General features: G+C 51.3%; 14 protein-coding genes and 1 tRNA gene. 12 read left to right on the top strand and 3 right to left on the bottom strand.

Annotation, left to right across the window (positions count from 1 at the left end):
* The first annotated feature begins 6 nt into the window (after nt 1-6).
* From P8J86_10955 to fabF, 4 genes are all read left to right on the top strand, one after another.
* Entirely contained in the window at nt 7-732 is a 726-nt protein-coding gene (locus P8J86_10955) for a hypothetical protein (GenBank protein ID MDG2055212.1), read from the top strand.
* Between the two features lie 190 nt (nt 733-922).
* Complete coding sequence (fabG, locus tag P8J86_10950; GenBank protein ID MDG2055211.1) at nt 923-1,657, top strand: 3-oxoacyl-[acyl-carrier-protein] reductase; 735 nt, start codon at nt 923-925, stop codon at nt 1,655-1,657.
* Nucleotides 1,658-1,788: 131 nt separating this feature from the next.
* On the top strand, nt 1,789-2,034 hold the full coding sequence (gene acpP, locus P8J86_10945) for an acyl carrier protein (GenBank protein ID MDG2055210.1): 246 nt from the start codon (nt 1,789-1,791) through the stop codon (nt 2,032-2,034).
* Nucleotides 2,035-2,154: 120 nt separating this feature from the next.
* Nucleotides 2,155-3,420: a beta-ketoacyl-ACP synthase II gene (fabF, locus tag P8J86_10940; protein MDG2055209.1), complete on the top strand. Its 1,266-nt coding sequence runs from the start codon at nt 2,155-2,157 to the stop codon at nt 3,418-3,420.
* Between the two features lie 42 nt (nt 3,421-3,462).
* Here fabF and P8J86_10935 read toward each other — a convergent pair whose 3' ends face one another.
* Together P8J86_10935 and P8J86_10930 are read right to left on the bottom strand one after the other, a co-directional pair.
* A complete protein-coding gene (locus P8J86_10935) occupies nt 3,463-4,248 on the bottom strand; it encodes an acyloxyacyl hydrolase (GenBank protein ID MDG2055208.1) in 786 nt (261 codons plus the stop codon).
* Between the two features lie 458 nt (nt 4,249-4,706).
* Nucleotides 4,707-5,369, bottom strand: coding sequence for a hypothetical protein (locus P8J86_10930; protein MDG2055207.1), 663 nt, complete (start codon nt 5,367-5,369; stop codon nt 4,707-4,709).
* Between the two features lie 74 nt (nt 5,370-5,443).
* On the opposite strand from P8J86_10930, the gene P8J86_10925 reads away from it, so the two are divergent.
* From P8J86_10925 to P8J86_10905, 5 genes are all read left to right on the top strand, one after another.
* Nucleotides 5,444-5,518 (top strand) — tRNA-Glu (locus P8J86_10925).
* A gap of 97 nt (nt 5,519-5,615) precedes the next feature.
* Complete coding sequence (locus P8J86_10920; GenBank protein ID MDG2055206.1) at nt 5,616-6,377, top strand: hypothetical protein; 762 nt, start codon at nt 5,616-5,618, stop codon at nt 6,375-6,377.
* Nucleotides 6,374-7,489 carry a 3-dehydroquinate synthase gene (aroB, locus tag P8J86_10915; GenBank protein MDG2055205.1) on the top strand — a complete coding sequence of 372 codons (1,116 nt, stop codon included), beginning with the start codon at nt 6,374-6,376 and terminating at the stop codon, nt 7,487-7,489. Before P8J86_10920 ends, aroB begins: the two co-directional genes overlap by 4 nt.
* A 129-nt stretch (nt 7,490-7,618) precedes the next feature.
* Nucleotides 7,619-8,935 (top strand): AAA family ATPase, encoded by a 1,317-nt coding sequence (locus tag P8J86_10910; GenBank protein ID MDG2055204.1) that lies wholly within the window; start codon nt 7,619-7,621, stop codon nt 8,933-8,935.
* Between the two features lie 11 nt (nt 8,936-8,946).
* Nucleotides 8,947-10,224, top strand: coding sequence for a hypothetical protein (locus P8J86_10905; protein ID MDG2055203.1), 1,278 nt, complete (start codon nt 8,947-8,949; stop codon nt 10,222-10,224).
* A gap of 26 nt (nt 10,225-10,250) precedes the next feature.
* Here P8J86_10905 and P8J86_10900 read toward each other — a convergent pair whose 3' ends face one another.
* On the bottom strand, nt 10,251-11,228 hold the full coding sequence (locus tag P8J86_10900) for a membrane dipeptidase (protein ID MDG2055202.1): 978 nt from the start codon (nt 11,226-11,228) through the stop codon (nt 10,251-10,253).
* Between the two features lie 121 nt (nt 11,229-11,349).
* On the opposite strand from P8J86_10900, the gene P8J86_10895 reads away from it, so the two are divergent.
* The 3 genes from P8J86_10895 to P8J86_10885 are packed head-to-tail and all read left to right on the top strand — an operon-like array spanning nt 11,350 to nt 13,255.
* Nucleotides 11,350-11,889 carry a DUF2752 domain-containing protein gene (locus P8J86_10895; GenBank protein MDG2055201.1) on the top strand — a complete coding sequence of 180 codons (540 nt, stop codon included), beginning with the start codon at nt 11,350-11,352 and terminating at the stop codon, nt 11,887-11,889.
* Nucleotides 11,886-12,596: a hypothetical protein gene (locus tag P8J86_10890; protein ID MDG2055200.1), complete on the top strand. Its 711-nt coding sequence runs from the start codon at nt 11,886-11,888 to the stop codon at nt 12,594-12,596. Before P8J86_10895 ends, P8J86_10890 begins: the two co-directional genes overlap by 4 nt.
* Nucleotides 12,593-13,255, top strand: a complete 663-nt coding sequence (locus P8J86_10885; protein ID MDG2055199.1) for a hypothetical protein — start codon at nt 12,593-12,595, stop codon at nt 13,253-13,255. Before P8J86_10890 ends, P8J86_10885 begins: the two co-directional genes overlap by 4 nt.
* Nucleotides 13,256-13,257: the final 2 nt, after the last annotated feature.

The raw sequence follows: 13,257 nt of genomic DNA, 5'->3' as shown, positions 1-13,257 counted from the left end.
ACCTTAATGACGTCTGCATTCATGACGGGATGCGGAGGTAAAGATGAAAAGCCTAAGCCGGTGTCTACTGCTTATGTGCCACCAGTTGCACCGCCGCCACCAGTTGCTTCGGTGGCTGATCTGCAGAGTCAGATGGGAACCGACGATCGCATCATCTGGAATGAAAATGATGCGCCCTTTGATACAGAGGAACGCAGGGCCATTCTGTCATTTGTAGATGGCTTTGCGAATACCGACGTAGATGCTATTCGCCCGCAACTCACATTAGTTGATCAGCTTGAGCTAGATCAATTGTCTAAGAATCCACACTGGAACGGTTTGGGCGAAGATCTTCGAATGATCGAACTTCAGACTGGGGTGGCGAATGGTCAAAAGTGCTTGCTCGTTGTTTATCAAGTGGGTTATGTGTTTCAGCCACAGATGTGGTACTACGATCAGTCTGGCGATAGCTTTCTCTTTGAGTCGGTCTGGACGCCACCTGACATGATGAACAAGCTCTCTGGCGGTTGGGGCAACTGGATTGAGTCGTGGCATGACATCATTCAAGAGGAGCTGGAGGTCTCAGACGAACCAGATGTTGAATTGGTCAGCTTGGAGGATTTCTTGGAGAGCTCAAGTACCAGTGATGCCGACGGTGGTGGCAAAGGTAGTGGGGGCAATCCAGGTAAGGGTGGTGGTGGTTCTCCAAATAGTGCGCCCGGATTCGCTCCTAATGGATTGGTGGGTCAGTAGTTCAGTCGGGGGCAAAAGGCAACTTTTGTAAAGGCTGTAAGGAGCTTGGTGCTCGCTTGTGGCATTGGCTCTGGGGTGTACAATCAGGCGCTAGATATGTGGGTATGAAGTGATTTTGATGTCTCAGGCATGAATACCCGATCACAGGCCATTACAACCCGTTCAACCATCTCACTCTGGATCAAATAAAATCGAAAAACGCGTTGCCATTGTCACAGGAGCGAGCCGGGGAATCGGTAAAGCTATCTCTGTGCAGCTAGCGGCTGCAGGGCACCACACAGTGCTTGTCAGTCGAACGGCAGAGCATCTACAGGCACTTGCAGAAGAGATTCGCAGTGCAGGCGGTCATTGTGATGTTGAGCCGTGTGATGTCGGTGATGGTGATGCATTAGCCGCCATGGTAGATCGTGTGGCTGATACCCATGAGCGACTAGACATCCTGGTTAATAATGCGGGAATCAATCGTGATGGTCTCTTGTTGCGAATGAGTGACGAGGATTTTGACCAGGTCATCCAGGTGAATCTGCGTTCAGCATTTGTGACTTGTCGTGCAGCAGCACGCCCAATGATGCGAAACCGATATGGGCGTATTATCAATATTGCCTCAGTGACTGGAATTCGGGGGAATCCTGGCCAGGCCAACTATGCTGCAGCAAAGGCTGGCATGATTGGTATGACCAAGACCATTGCCAGAGAATTTGCGGCCAAGGGCATATTGGCCAATGTGGTGGCCCCTGGGTTTATTCAGACGGATATGACCGATTCCCTCAGTGACGCTATTCTGGAAGAAGCAAAAAAGCAGATACCGGCACGTCGGATGGGTACGCCTGACGATATTGCACATTTAGTAGCCTTCCTCGCCTCTGAAGAGGCTGGATATATCACGGGACAGGTATTAGTGGTCGATGGAGGCATGACTTGTTAGATTTCTGACTCTTTAAGTGCCTCATGGGTACCCTTGATTGCAGACGGGCCCCAAAAGTGGATATATTTCGTATCTAAAGAAAATGCGGCGGCAAGCAAAACGGAACAGTCGCAAACATCAGGAGAATTGCCGTGACCGAAGCGGAAATTGAAGCAAAAGTCATCGAAATAGTGGCCGAGCAAATGGGCGTAGACAAAGGTGAGGTGAGTAGAGACACCAGCTTTGCGAACGATCTAAATGCAGACAGCCTGGACACCGTTGAACTTGTCATGGAGTTTGAGGATCAATTTGAAACCTCTATCCCTGATGATGAAGCGGAGAAGATTCAAACGGTAGGACAAGCTATTGACTACATCGTGACTGCTTCTAACTCCTGAGCCGGATCAGCAAAGGCCTGCTTCTTCTCCAGACCTCAGCAGACCACAGGTAGTTTGAGACTACTTGGCTGGCTTTAGACCTACTGTAGACTGCTTCCTGGCGGTGGATTGAATGTCCAGATGACATATACACAGCAGCGACGTGTTGTTATCACAGGCCTTGGTGCTGTATGTGATCTTGGCTGTGAAGTATCCAAAATCTGGGATAGCCTATGCAATGGTGTTTCAGGCATCGGTGCTCTTGATGCTTTTGGTCAGGATGAAAGCTGGTCAGTACGCATTGCTGGGCAAGCAACCTGTTTCGACCCACTGGCTCATATCCCAAAGGTTGAAGTCAAGCGCATGGATCGTTTCGCTGCAATGGCGCTCTCTGCTGCAATCGGCGCAGCAGAGTCAACTGGCATTGACTTCGAACAGGGGGATCCTTATCAGCGTGGCGTCGCTATTGGCAGTGGTGTTGGGGGCATCATTACGGTTGCAGAGGGCATGACTAAGATTCTCAAGGGTGGGGGCTCGGCCAGTCGGCTCAGTCCATTTACCGTTCCTAAACTTATGGTCAATGCTGCAGCAGGCAATGTTTCCATTCGATTCAACTTACGTGGTGCCAATACCTCGCCTGCGACAGCCTGTGCCACGGGCGGGCATGCGATTGGTGAGGCATTTCATTGCATCAGCCGCGGCGATGCGGATCTGATGTTTGCTGGCGGTGCTGAGGCGGCGATTACAGAGATTTGTGTTGGTGCCTTTGCGGCGATGAAGGCACTATCAACTCGCAATGATGATCCAAAGCGTGCGTCAAGACCTTTCGATCGCGATCGAGACGGATTCGTACTTGCTGAGGGGGCTGCAGTCGTCGTACTTGAGGAGCTCGAAACAGCAAAGGCACGTGGCGCCACAATCTACGCTGAGGTACTTGGCTTTGGCTGTACTGGTGATGCTCATCACATTGCTGCGCCTGACCCAGAGGGGACGGGGGCGCTTAAGGCCATGGAGAAGGCCATTAGTCGATCCGGGATTAATCTAAAAGACGTTGATTACATCAATGCACACGGTACTTCTACGCCACTTGGTGATGCGGCTGAAGTACATGCTGTCAAAAATCTTTTTGGTGACCACGCCCACGACTTGGCAATGTCGTCAACGAAGTCAATGACAGGTCATATGCTTGGCGCTGCTGGAGGCATTGAGACGCTTGCAGTTGCACTGTCTCTGAAAAACGGGCTGATGCTGCCGACGATCAATTGTGATAATCCTGATGATGGCTTTGATCTGAACTTTGTAGCCAATGAAGTGCAGGAGCGGCCAATCCGCTACGCCCTGAATAACTCATTCGGGTTTGGCGGTCACAACGTGAGTCTTGTGATGGCTCGTTACGACGGTGACTAGAAGACTGTCTTACGACGTTCCTCTTATTCAACAAGACATCAATCAAAATGGCAGTGTGATGCCCGCGTAAACCTCAATGCTATCTCGCCCAGGATTTGACGAATAGAGGTTGGCGTTTGAGATGTGTAGCCAGCGAACGCCAGTGATGACACGTGCATTGCCGCCCACGCCAATCGTGCAACCAACGCCGGCCTGAGGCGTAAAGTTAAAACGACTTCCATTGTCCGGGACGTTTTCAGTCGTCCATAAGAGACCAGCTCCGCCATCAACAAAGAAGGACCAGTTCTCTTGAGCGATGATGTGCCAGCGGGCAATGAGATTGAAATTGAAGCCCCAAGCGTCTGGGCCTACTTGATTCACATAGGCGCCATTGAACTCACCATTGATCGATAAGTTATCTATCAGGAAGTAGTCGATTCCAAAGCCAAGCAGACCAGATTGATCCTCAGCGTCTTTGACACTAATCGACCAAGCGCCCTGTATGGTCCAGCGTAGTTGGCCTTGAGTGCCAAAGGCAATACGAGAAGCGGTCTCATTAATAGCTGGCGCGTCGGTGCTCTCTGGATTGCTTTCTGATGAATCCTGAGTAGAGACAAGGCTGGTACGGAAGCGTTTGTTCCATGTGTGTGGTGTATTAAGATCGCTGGATAGGTCTAATACGGCAATTTCATGAAGATCGCTGCGCCCATCATCGAGTGTCGGGATATGAAAAGCATTGATCGATGTGCCATTCTTTAGGGTCAGAAAGTCTGATGCCTGGGTGGCGTCTGGTAACGGTGTGATCGCCATTTGAGCAATGATTGTCGTCGTAGTTAGTGAACTGAGCATTAGGTGTACCTCCACAGGACGATTGTATTGTAATGAGAATCTTAATCTCATTGCTCGACATGTCACTGTGGGGTTCCCACGCCACTCTGTTTGAAAAGCGGGTGTTCTTGGTAGTTCACATTCGATGGGCAAAAATGAAGCCGCCGCCCGATCGCTCCGACACTCCCGGGCGGCGATGTGCAGTAGTCCAAGGACTACTTCGTTGCAGCATCTCAGGCGGCTTCTACAGCACAATAGACACTGGGTACTCGGTGGGCAATAGCCACGTCCTCGGAACCCACGAAATTTCGTAAAGCATTGCAAGGCAAAGGCTTGTGAGCGACCTTGTGCAGGCGTCTTAGCATCCACTGTGGCCGCTCAGGCGGCACATGGCCTTGGGGGTCGCAGATACGTCCGCGATGCCCTGTAGGGGGCCGAGAGAGGGCCGGGGAGGCCTTGCCCAATAGGTCATCGAAGTCTCAAGAGGCTTGTTTCTGTATCGAAGCGATCAGGCAAGCCGCCACGGAATCGAGTGCTCGTCGGGCATGACGCCCAAGAGCCAGAAGCGCGGGTATTTGCTGAGGGTGAGAAGCGATTGCCCAGGCCATTTGCCACATTTGCGGGCGGCCAGTTGTCATTGTCATTTTTTCAACAAGAGGGGGGAGTTCTTGATCACTGGCATCACTGATCCCTTTGATCACACCCCATTCCCATCCTTTTTCTTCGGCAATTTGAGCAAAAGCCATCGCCTCCATGTCAACAAGATCGGATTGGGTATCCGCATAGGTTTTGGCCTTTTGGTCGATTGAAGCCAGGGGTTGATCGACTGAGACGATCGTGGCAGCTGGGGCAAGGGCTTGCAGCGGTGGCTTGAGATCGGCGTCAGAAGTGCCCAAAACGCCGCTAATTGCGTATGCCTGCCCCATTTTGAGGTGTGGGTTCAATCCGCCAGCGAGCCCAGCAAGCCAAACTTTGGACCCAGCTGGAATATTGACGGACTGTGACCATCGACTGAGTGATACGGCTCCCATCCCACAGAGCTCCATATTGAAGTGCCTGGAAACGCCACGTCGGCGTAAACCAGCGAGCTCGTAGGCCAGTGGGCAGACCACATAATGGTTATCGCTGGCATCCTCAGTCATATTCCTATCCTAAATAGTCTGCAAAGATACTGGCCGAAAGGGCGGTTTTTCTCTTATGATCTGCCGACCTGACTGACCCCATCGTCTAGTCTGGTCTAGGACACCAGGTTTTCATCCTGGGAACAGGGGTTCAAATCCCCTTGGGGTCGCTTTCCAATGGCTGCTTAAAACGATCTGCGCAGATCGTGAAGCGACCATGTATTCCTTGCAAGTGGTGCGTGTAACGTATCTACGCCTTGGAGTGAGATGGCACTCTTGATGGCGATCTTTTTCCTGCCACTGCAGGTGACTAGCCAGTTCCCTGGCCTCTTTTCTGCTGAACAAGTTGAGCAACTTCAAGCGGCGCGCGACGATCAAGAAATTGGTGAGTCAGCTTTTGCGGTTCTTGTTGAAGTCGCGAATCATCAGGACCAGTCGGTCAATCATAGTGAGTCGACCCTGGTTGCATCTGATCACTCCATGATTCTCAAAGATCCAGCGCGTTTTCGTGGACAACAATTCCAACTCAATGGAACGCTTGTCATGAATACTGATGTGACCCGTCCATTGGGCCTCAAGCCTGGAACGCGCGCGATTGAAGAGTGGGTCATCCGAAGCGATCAAGGTATTCCATTTATTGTTTATGTTTTGCATGACGGAAATCGATCGTCATCGGTGGGGCAGTCGGTCAGACTGAATGGTCGCTTTTATAAACGCTTGCTCATTCAAGCACGTAGTGGCGAAATGAAAAACTACTTAGCATTTGTGAGTCCTGGACCTACTCGGATACCACGTCCGCCAGGCTTAACCGCAGAACATGCTTGGGGCATCGTTGTTCTAGTTGTTTTTCTGGGGGCTATTTTCTTGTTTGTGTTTGTTGTGACAAGACGAGCTCGCCGTGCTAGAGAGCCAATCAATGCTCGAGTCGGTCATGATCTGGCTGATGAGGTTGATGACATGAGGCCACTTCCTCAAGATCCAGCGATTGCACTTGGTGAACTCAAACGTCGAGCAGAAGGAAAACCATGATTTATCGCACGGAAGTGAATCTTCCAACGGCTTCTTATCCAATCATCGTTGAGCCCGGTGCCATTAGTCGCTTGGTCACAATTTCAGTGGTCGAAGATCTTCAATCTCGTCGTTGTTTACTTGTGCTCGATGCTGCGGTGAAAGAAACGCATGGTCAAGCAGTGCATCGCGCACTAGAGGCAATGGGCGTTGATGTTATTGAATGGGAAATTCACGCCAAGGAGTCCAACAAGCGATTGGCGACAGTGAGCGATGGATACAACAAGATGTTAGAAGGTCATCTTGATCGGTCCCATCCGGTGATTGCTGTTGGCGGTGGTCTGACTGGAGATGTGGCAGGCTTTCTCGCCGCGACCTACCTTCGGGGTGTGCCTCTGATTCAAGTTCCGACCACGCTCCTTGCGATGGTCGATGCTTCGATCGGAGGGAAGACTGGCGTTAACTTTGATTTACCCAGCGGGACTTTGGGGAAGAACCTTGTTGGCTCCTTTTGGCAACCAACAGCTGTGATCGTTGATCCGCGCACCCTCACAACGCTCTCGCGTAGAGATCGTTGCTGTGGCTTGGCAGAGTGTGTGAAGCATGCCATGATCGCTGATGAAAGTTTGTTTGACTGGATCGAAAGTCAGGGTGAAACGCTCCTAACAGATAATGAGGCAATCCAAACAGAGTTGATCAGCCGCTCGATAGAAATCAAAGTTGATATCGTTCAACAGGATGAGCGTGAGGCAGGGCGGCGAGCACTCCTGAATCTAGGCCATACATTCGCTCACGTTATTGAGCCCTTACCGGCTCTAGATCTTCTTCATGGTGAGGCTGTTGCTATTGGGATTGTGGCTGCTTGCCGGGTCAGCCAGCAATCAGGCAAGCTTTCGGCAGCGACCTGCCTACGAATCGAGCAACTCCTTGCTTCGCTTGGCTTGCCAACTCGGCTGCCAAGTCCTGTTAAAGCGGCATCCCTTGTCGAGGCAATGCAGTTCGACAAAAAGGTCCTCAATGGTGTGATAAGGCTGATCGTGCCCGATGCAATCGGAGCGGTCTCGATTGTTGAGGACGTTGATCATCAAGCGGTGGTGGAAGCATGGAATTATGTTGGTGCTGAACTTGATTGATTTCAAGCATACGAGCAAGGTCTTCCGATAAACTAGTTGAAGAGTGACCGCAGTGGCGGTTGCCGTGGCCTTGACGGATCGGGGCCCCAAGGCCCGCCCGTCTTACCTCATGAACATTAAAGGTAGATCTTGCGGGTTTTTGCAATAGTCAATCAAAAGGGTGGCTCCGGGAAGACGACCACAGCAATCAACCTGGCTGCAGTCTTTGCAGCGCGCGGCAAGCGAACCCTGTTGGTTGATCTTGATCCCCAGTCACACTGTGCTGCAGGTCTTGGTGTTCCCGAAGACGATATCGAATTCAGTGTTTCAGAGGCACTCTTAGCTGAGCATGAGCAGGGTCTTAATTTAAAGTCGGTGGTTTGGGAGGTCGGAAGAAGCTTTCACCTGCTTCCCAGTACGATGCGACTAGCCGCTGTGGAGGCTCCAGGTGGCGGATTGCACCAGCGAGCCGATCGCGATCGCAGGCTTGAGAGTCTGTTGAAGTTGATCAAACCGGATTATGACATTTGCCTCATTGACTGTTCGCCAGCGATTGGATTACTAACATTCAATGCACTTCGGGCGGCCGATGACGCATTGATTCCGGTCGAGTCAGGATTCTTTGCAATGCGCGGTGCGCATAAACAGTTTCGCACTGTTCAGAACTTAATTAGTCGAATGGGTCGTCCGCTGCAGTGTCATCTTCTTGCCACGATGTATGACCCTGAATCCAAACTTGCAACAACAATTCTTGAGTCGCTACGCCGCGACTTCCCTGGTGAGTTATTGCGGACCGTCATTCGTCGTCATGAAGAGCTGCGAGAGGCGGTGAGTATGGGCCAGCCCATCCTCGAATATGCCCCGCAGTCAATGGCACATCAAGAGTTTGAAGATCTTGCTGATGAGTTAGAGCGTTTGCGTATTTTGGCGGCACCACAAGAGCAATTCAGTGTGCCGATGACCGAGAGTCGTGTTGCGCCACCGATCTCTGATCGGGGACATCGTGCTGCCGAGTTAGTGGCGAGAATCAATCGAGCTGAAAGCAAAGTAAAAAGTGAAGCAGAGTCCTCAGAGTTTTTGGGGCAGTCAGTGACTGATCAGCCATCCGATGAGCAGATCGGCAATGAGCCCGTGCCTGATGCGATGCTGGAGAAGGCGCCTCTGGATCCCCCTGAGATTGAAGTGAATCGCTTCTTGGGTGCTGAAGTAACTTCAGGCGGTGTCCGCTTTGTGCAGCCCGATTCGGGGGCGCAAGTTGTCTCTGTGGCTGGAGACTTTAATGCTTGGGCACCAATCAGATTGAAACGTAGCGAGCAAACTGGAATGCTTGAGATAACAGTACCTCTTCCAGAGGGGCGGTATCGCTATCAGATTCTGGTCGACGGGCAGGCGGGGCTCGATTCATACAACGATCAACGACAGAACGACCCGGCAATCGGCCCTTGTAACGTGCTGATCGTCGGCTGAGGCGACTAATCATGTCCCAACACATCGATCCCATTGATGAACTCGCTGAGCTCTTCCTCACACCAGCAGATGCAGCTTCGTCAACGGGCAATCAATCAGAGCCACGAGGCGGCGGTGGTGCGGGGTGTGATATGCCGCAGCGAGCCCAACGGCATTTGTTACTTGCCGGTCACTTGCCGGTACGTGGGGGGTTGTGGCTGCCACCCTATTTAGATCGTATTGCATCTGATCAAGGTCCAACCTGCCTGGTTCAAGAAGATGTCAGTGGTGTGCGAATTCAATGTGCGCAGGTTCCTTTGGGGCAGCTTGACGGTCTTGCTTCCGAGCAGGACCTTGAACGAGTGGTCGTTGATCTGGCGCCCGAGATTGCTTGCTGGATTATTCTGGTTGATGAACAAATGCATCCGATCGATTTGTTGCGGAGTCAACCTGATCAAATCACACTCTTGACAAGTGCGGATCAAGCGGCATTGGTTGCGGCTTATCGGCGCATTAAAGTATTGGCCTTAGCAGCCCAGGAAGCTGAAATGCCATCACCAACGGTACATATGGCAATCGTTGGTTGTGATGATCACCAGGCTGAACAAATGATGGATCGCTTAAGAGCGACAACAGAAGCCCATCTTGGGGTCAAGCTACACTTAGGTCTTACGTTGCCACGTATTGATGTGCTTAAACACAGTCACCGTTCTTTGAATTGTGAAGGCGGTTTGAACGATGCGGTACTCGATATCATGACTGCTGTTCATGTTCCTCGAGCGGTGCGTTGGGAGCAGCCACCAGTTGATCAAAATGCCCCCTCCGCCCAGGCAACAGAAACAGCTCGTCCCAAATTGGAGATGCCAGCTGCTGCTGGATCTGCAACGGCCCTCGATGCGCTGGTGACATCGGAATCAACATCGCCATCTCAGCGCAGTGTGGTTGTTGACACAGCGCCGACTGAGCAAGGTCAATGGTCTTCACTCATGAAAGATCTGTTGCCTTTGAGACAACGCTGTCCTTATGATCAGACAATTGAGTTGGCAGTTGACAATGAGGGCCGGCTCAATATTCTCGCGTGGCATGATCAACTTCGTAAACTCGTCATGGTGACTTCATGGGCGAGTGACCACCTGCCGCTGCTCGCTGAAGCCTGTCATGGCGAAGGTCTGCGGGCCAAAGCCGAGATCAGGCAACATCTGTTTGCAGATAGCGCCGGGGATCTTGATGATCTTCATCGCTGTGGCTTTGAACTACATCTGGTGCTGCCCGAAGATCCTGACCAGCGTCCTCGCTGTATTGATTTGTAGGCACCACGCCATGGATCTTGCTGGCATTAGTCATTTGGTAACGCGGTTCGAAGGAAATTGAGCCAGTTGGCGTGCTCAAATCCACGAATGTCTGATGCAGACCAGCCCCTTTGGCGTAGTGCTTGGCTCAAGGCACCATACTTAGATGGATGATCAAGACCCTCCGGCATCTGAGTGGGTGCAAAGCCGCCATCAAGATCTGATCCCAAGCCACAGCCCTGATGATGGCCCATGACTGAACAGATGTGTGAGATATGGTCTATGCAATCTGCGACACGGGCACGGCGGTTGGGCGTTAGAAACTGGCTGAATAAATTCAGCCCAATCACGCCATTGCGATTGCTAATCTCTTTGATATGAGCATCCTGGATATGACGCTCATTGCCAGGAATGAAATGCCGAGCATTCGAGTGCGAGGCAATCACCGGTCCATGGCTGATACTCAGTAATTCGTCTACAGCTGGATCAGCGAGATGAGAAAGGTCGTGAACAATTTTATATTCATCAAGTGCAGTGATGAGTGCTCGGCCTTCATCCGTCAGGGGATGACTTTGAGCGTTTCCTCCCGCATAGCGACTTCCCATTGCCCATGTGAGTCCTACCACGCGCAGGCCGCGTTCAAACCACCAGCTCACTTCATCTGGTCGACGGATTGGGTCAGCGCCTTCCATGAGCAATACAATGCTTAGGCAGTCACAGTTGACGTCTAGATCACTGGTCGATCGGACAATGCGAATGTGTCCGTCTCTTTCTAGATTTTCGTAAACGGCCAACTGTTCCAGTCCAGCTTCATGACACCAGTTTCGTATTTCTTCATCAGTATGTGTGGCAATCATTTGGGGGCTGGGTGGATCAGTGAAGATTGTGGCAAAGGCATACTGAACATCACCCTCTGCAAGATCAGGCAAGCTGAGCGCAGCTTCTGAACGATCAGGGCAGGGTGTTGTCAGATCACGACCCTGGACGGCAGCCCAGGCCATATCAAGATGAGCATCGAGCCACATACAGAGAGCCTCCGAGTGTTTTGTATTAACGAGGCCTAAGTGAGGTTTCACGCAGGCTGATCATGATGAAAGCGCTGCAGGCTTTGATACACCTGCAAGGAAGGGGTAGGGTAGTCGAATCATGGAGAAATCGAGACCCAATTCAACCAACTTGACCGAGAGCGGCAATGCCGAGCTGTGCGCGGAAGCTCCTGGGGGGCAGTTGGTGGTGGAGCAGGCTCAGCGAATGGATGCTGTCGGAGCGCGGCGCCTTTGGGGCTTAACTCTTGCAATATTGGCAGGAACGCTACTTGGCATTGCAGTCTCATTGAGCCCTGATCCAGATGGCTATGGAACGCATGCTCAACTCGGTCTGCCGGCATGTAGTTGGATGTCTGGCTTTGGTATTCCCTGCCCAACCTGTGGTATGACCACTTCATTTTCACATGCGGTGAAAGGAGAACTGGGGCATGCATTTATGGCTCAGCCTTTGGGCGCAATCCTGGCAGTTGTGACTGCGGCTATTCTATTACTCGGCGTATATGTTGCTATTACGGGGTCTCGTGTGGCCAATCGTTTGGCAGGGCCGTTTCGTGCGAGGTGGCTATGGACGATTAGCGCAGTTGTGCTCGTTGCATGGGGCTATAAAATATTAGTGGTTACGACCGGGGCTTCATCATGAGCAAGACAATTCAGAGACTTTACGTAGGTATTGGAATCTGCCTTCTTGGCTTTGCAAACATTGGCCTCAGTGGTTGTGGTGTCATTAAGTTGGCTGGTGCTATGGCGCAGAACTATGAGTATCAAAAACTCATTGAGGTGCATCCTGAGTATTCCGGCCTTGAGAATCATACGGTTGCAGTACTCGTTGATGCAGACTACTCAATTCTCTTCGAGCACCCTCGCTTAATGGAGGTTGTTGCGGATCATATTTCAGCTCGCTTGGCGAAAGAGGTTGAGGGTATTCGGGTGCTCAATCCACAGATGGTTCGTACGTGGCAGTATCAGACGCCACAATGGAATGCGATGCCTTTGAGTGAGGTGGCCGATGATTTGGGGGTCAATCGTCTTGTTCATATTGACCTTTACGAGTTTCGCCTCAATCCGCCAGGAAATCAGTGGCTTTGGGAGGGTGTGGCAGCGGCCACAATCGGCTTGGCCGAACGCGAAAGTTATGATTCAGATCAATATGCAGAGACTTTTAATGTGGTGGCCGAGTTTCCAGACGTGCGCGGCGTGACACGTGACGGTGCCTCTCAGAATGCCGTTGAGACTGGCTTGTTGTCACGCTTCGTAAAGGAATCAACCTGGTTGTTTTACACCCACACTGAACCGAAGTATCCAGATAAATATAAGCCTGATACGACAAGTCAGGGGCAATCAAAATGAGCGGCACGGTTTATTTTTGGGTGGCACTGCCATTGCTCGCCGCCGTGTCCATGGGCTGTAATGTTGTAGCGCCGGTCGCATATGCAATTGGTCCTGAACCAAAAATTGCAGCGGTTCATATCATTGAAGATAAGCCGACCGTGGTATTTGTTGACGATCGTCTCGGGCGTGTCAGTCCGTCGCGATTAGTTCGTACGTTGGCTGATCAAACCAGTGAGATGTTGCTTGATATGGAACTGGTTGAGACCGTGTATCGGCCAGCCGATGCGATCGCATTTGTGAAGCAAAACGATCGCTCAGACAATGTGGTTTCTAATCAAGATATTGCTGAAGCAGTTGGTGCTGATCAGCTTGTGTATATCGAAGTTATACGATTTGATCTCACTGCGGGTGGGTATTCTAGTAAGCCGACGGCAGTGCTTAATATTAAGGTTTTAGATATCGAAGATAGCAGGATTGTTTTTCCTGATCCTGAAAGTGGTCAGATGATTCATCAGTTGTTAGTAGAACTACCCACCGTTGATATTGAGCTCTTTCGATCTCTTTCGGGGCGTTCCCAGATTAAAGAGCAGCTCGCTATTGAATCCGGCGATGCGGTGGCACGGCTCTTTTATGAATACGAACCACGGATTTTGGGTGACAGGCTCCAAGCAAGATAAAG

The organism is Phycisphaerales bacterium (genome assembly GCA_029268515.1).
Classification (GTDB): domain Bacteria; phylum Planctomycetota; class Phycisphaerae; order Phycisphaerales; family SM1A02; genus JAQWNP01.
The sequence above is the reverse complement of the archived record's forward strand: the minus strand, read 5'-3'. Positions and strand labels throughout refer to the sequence as shown.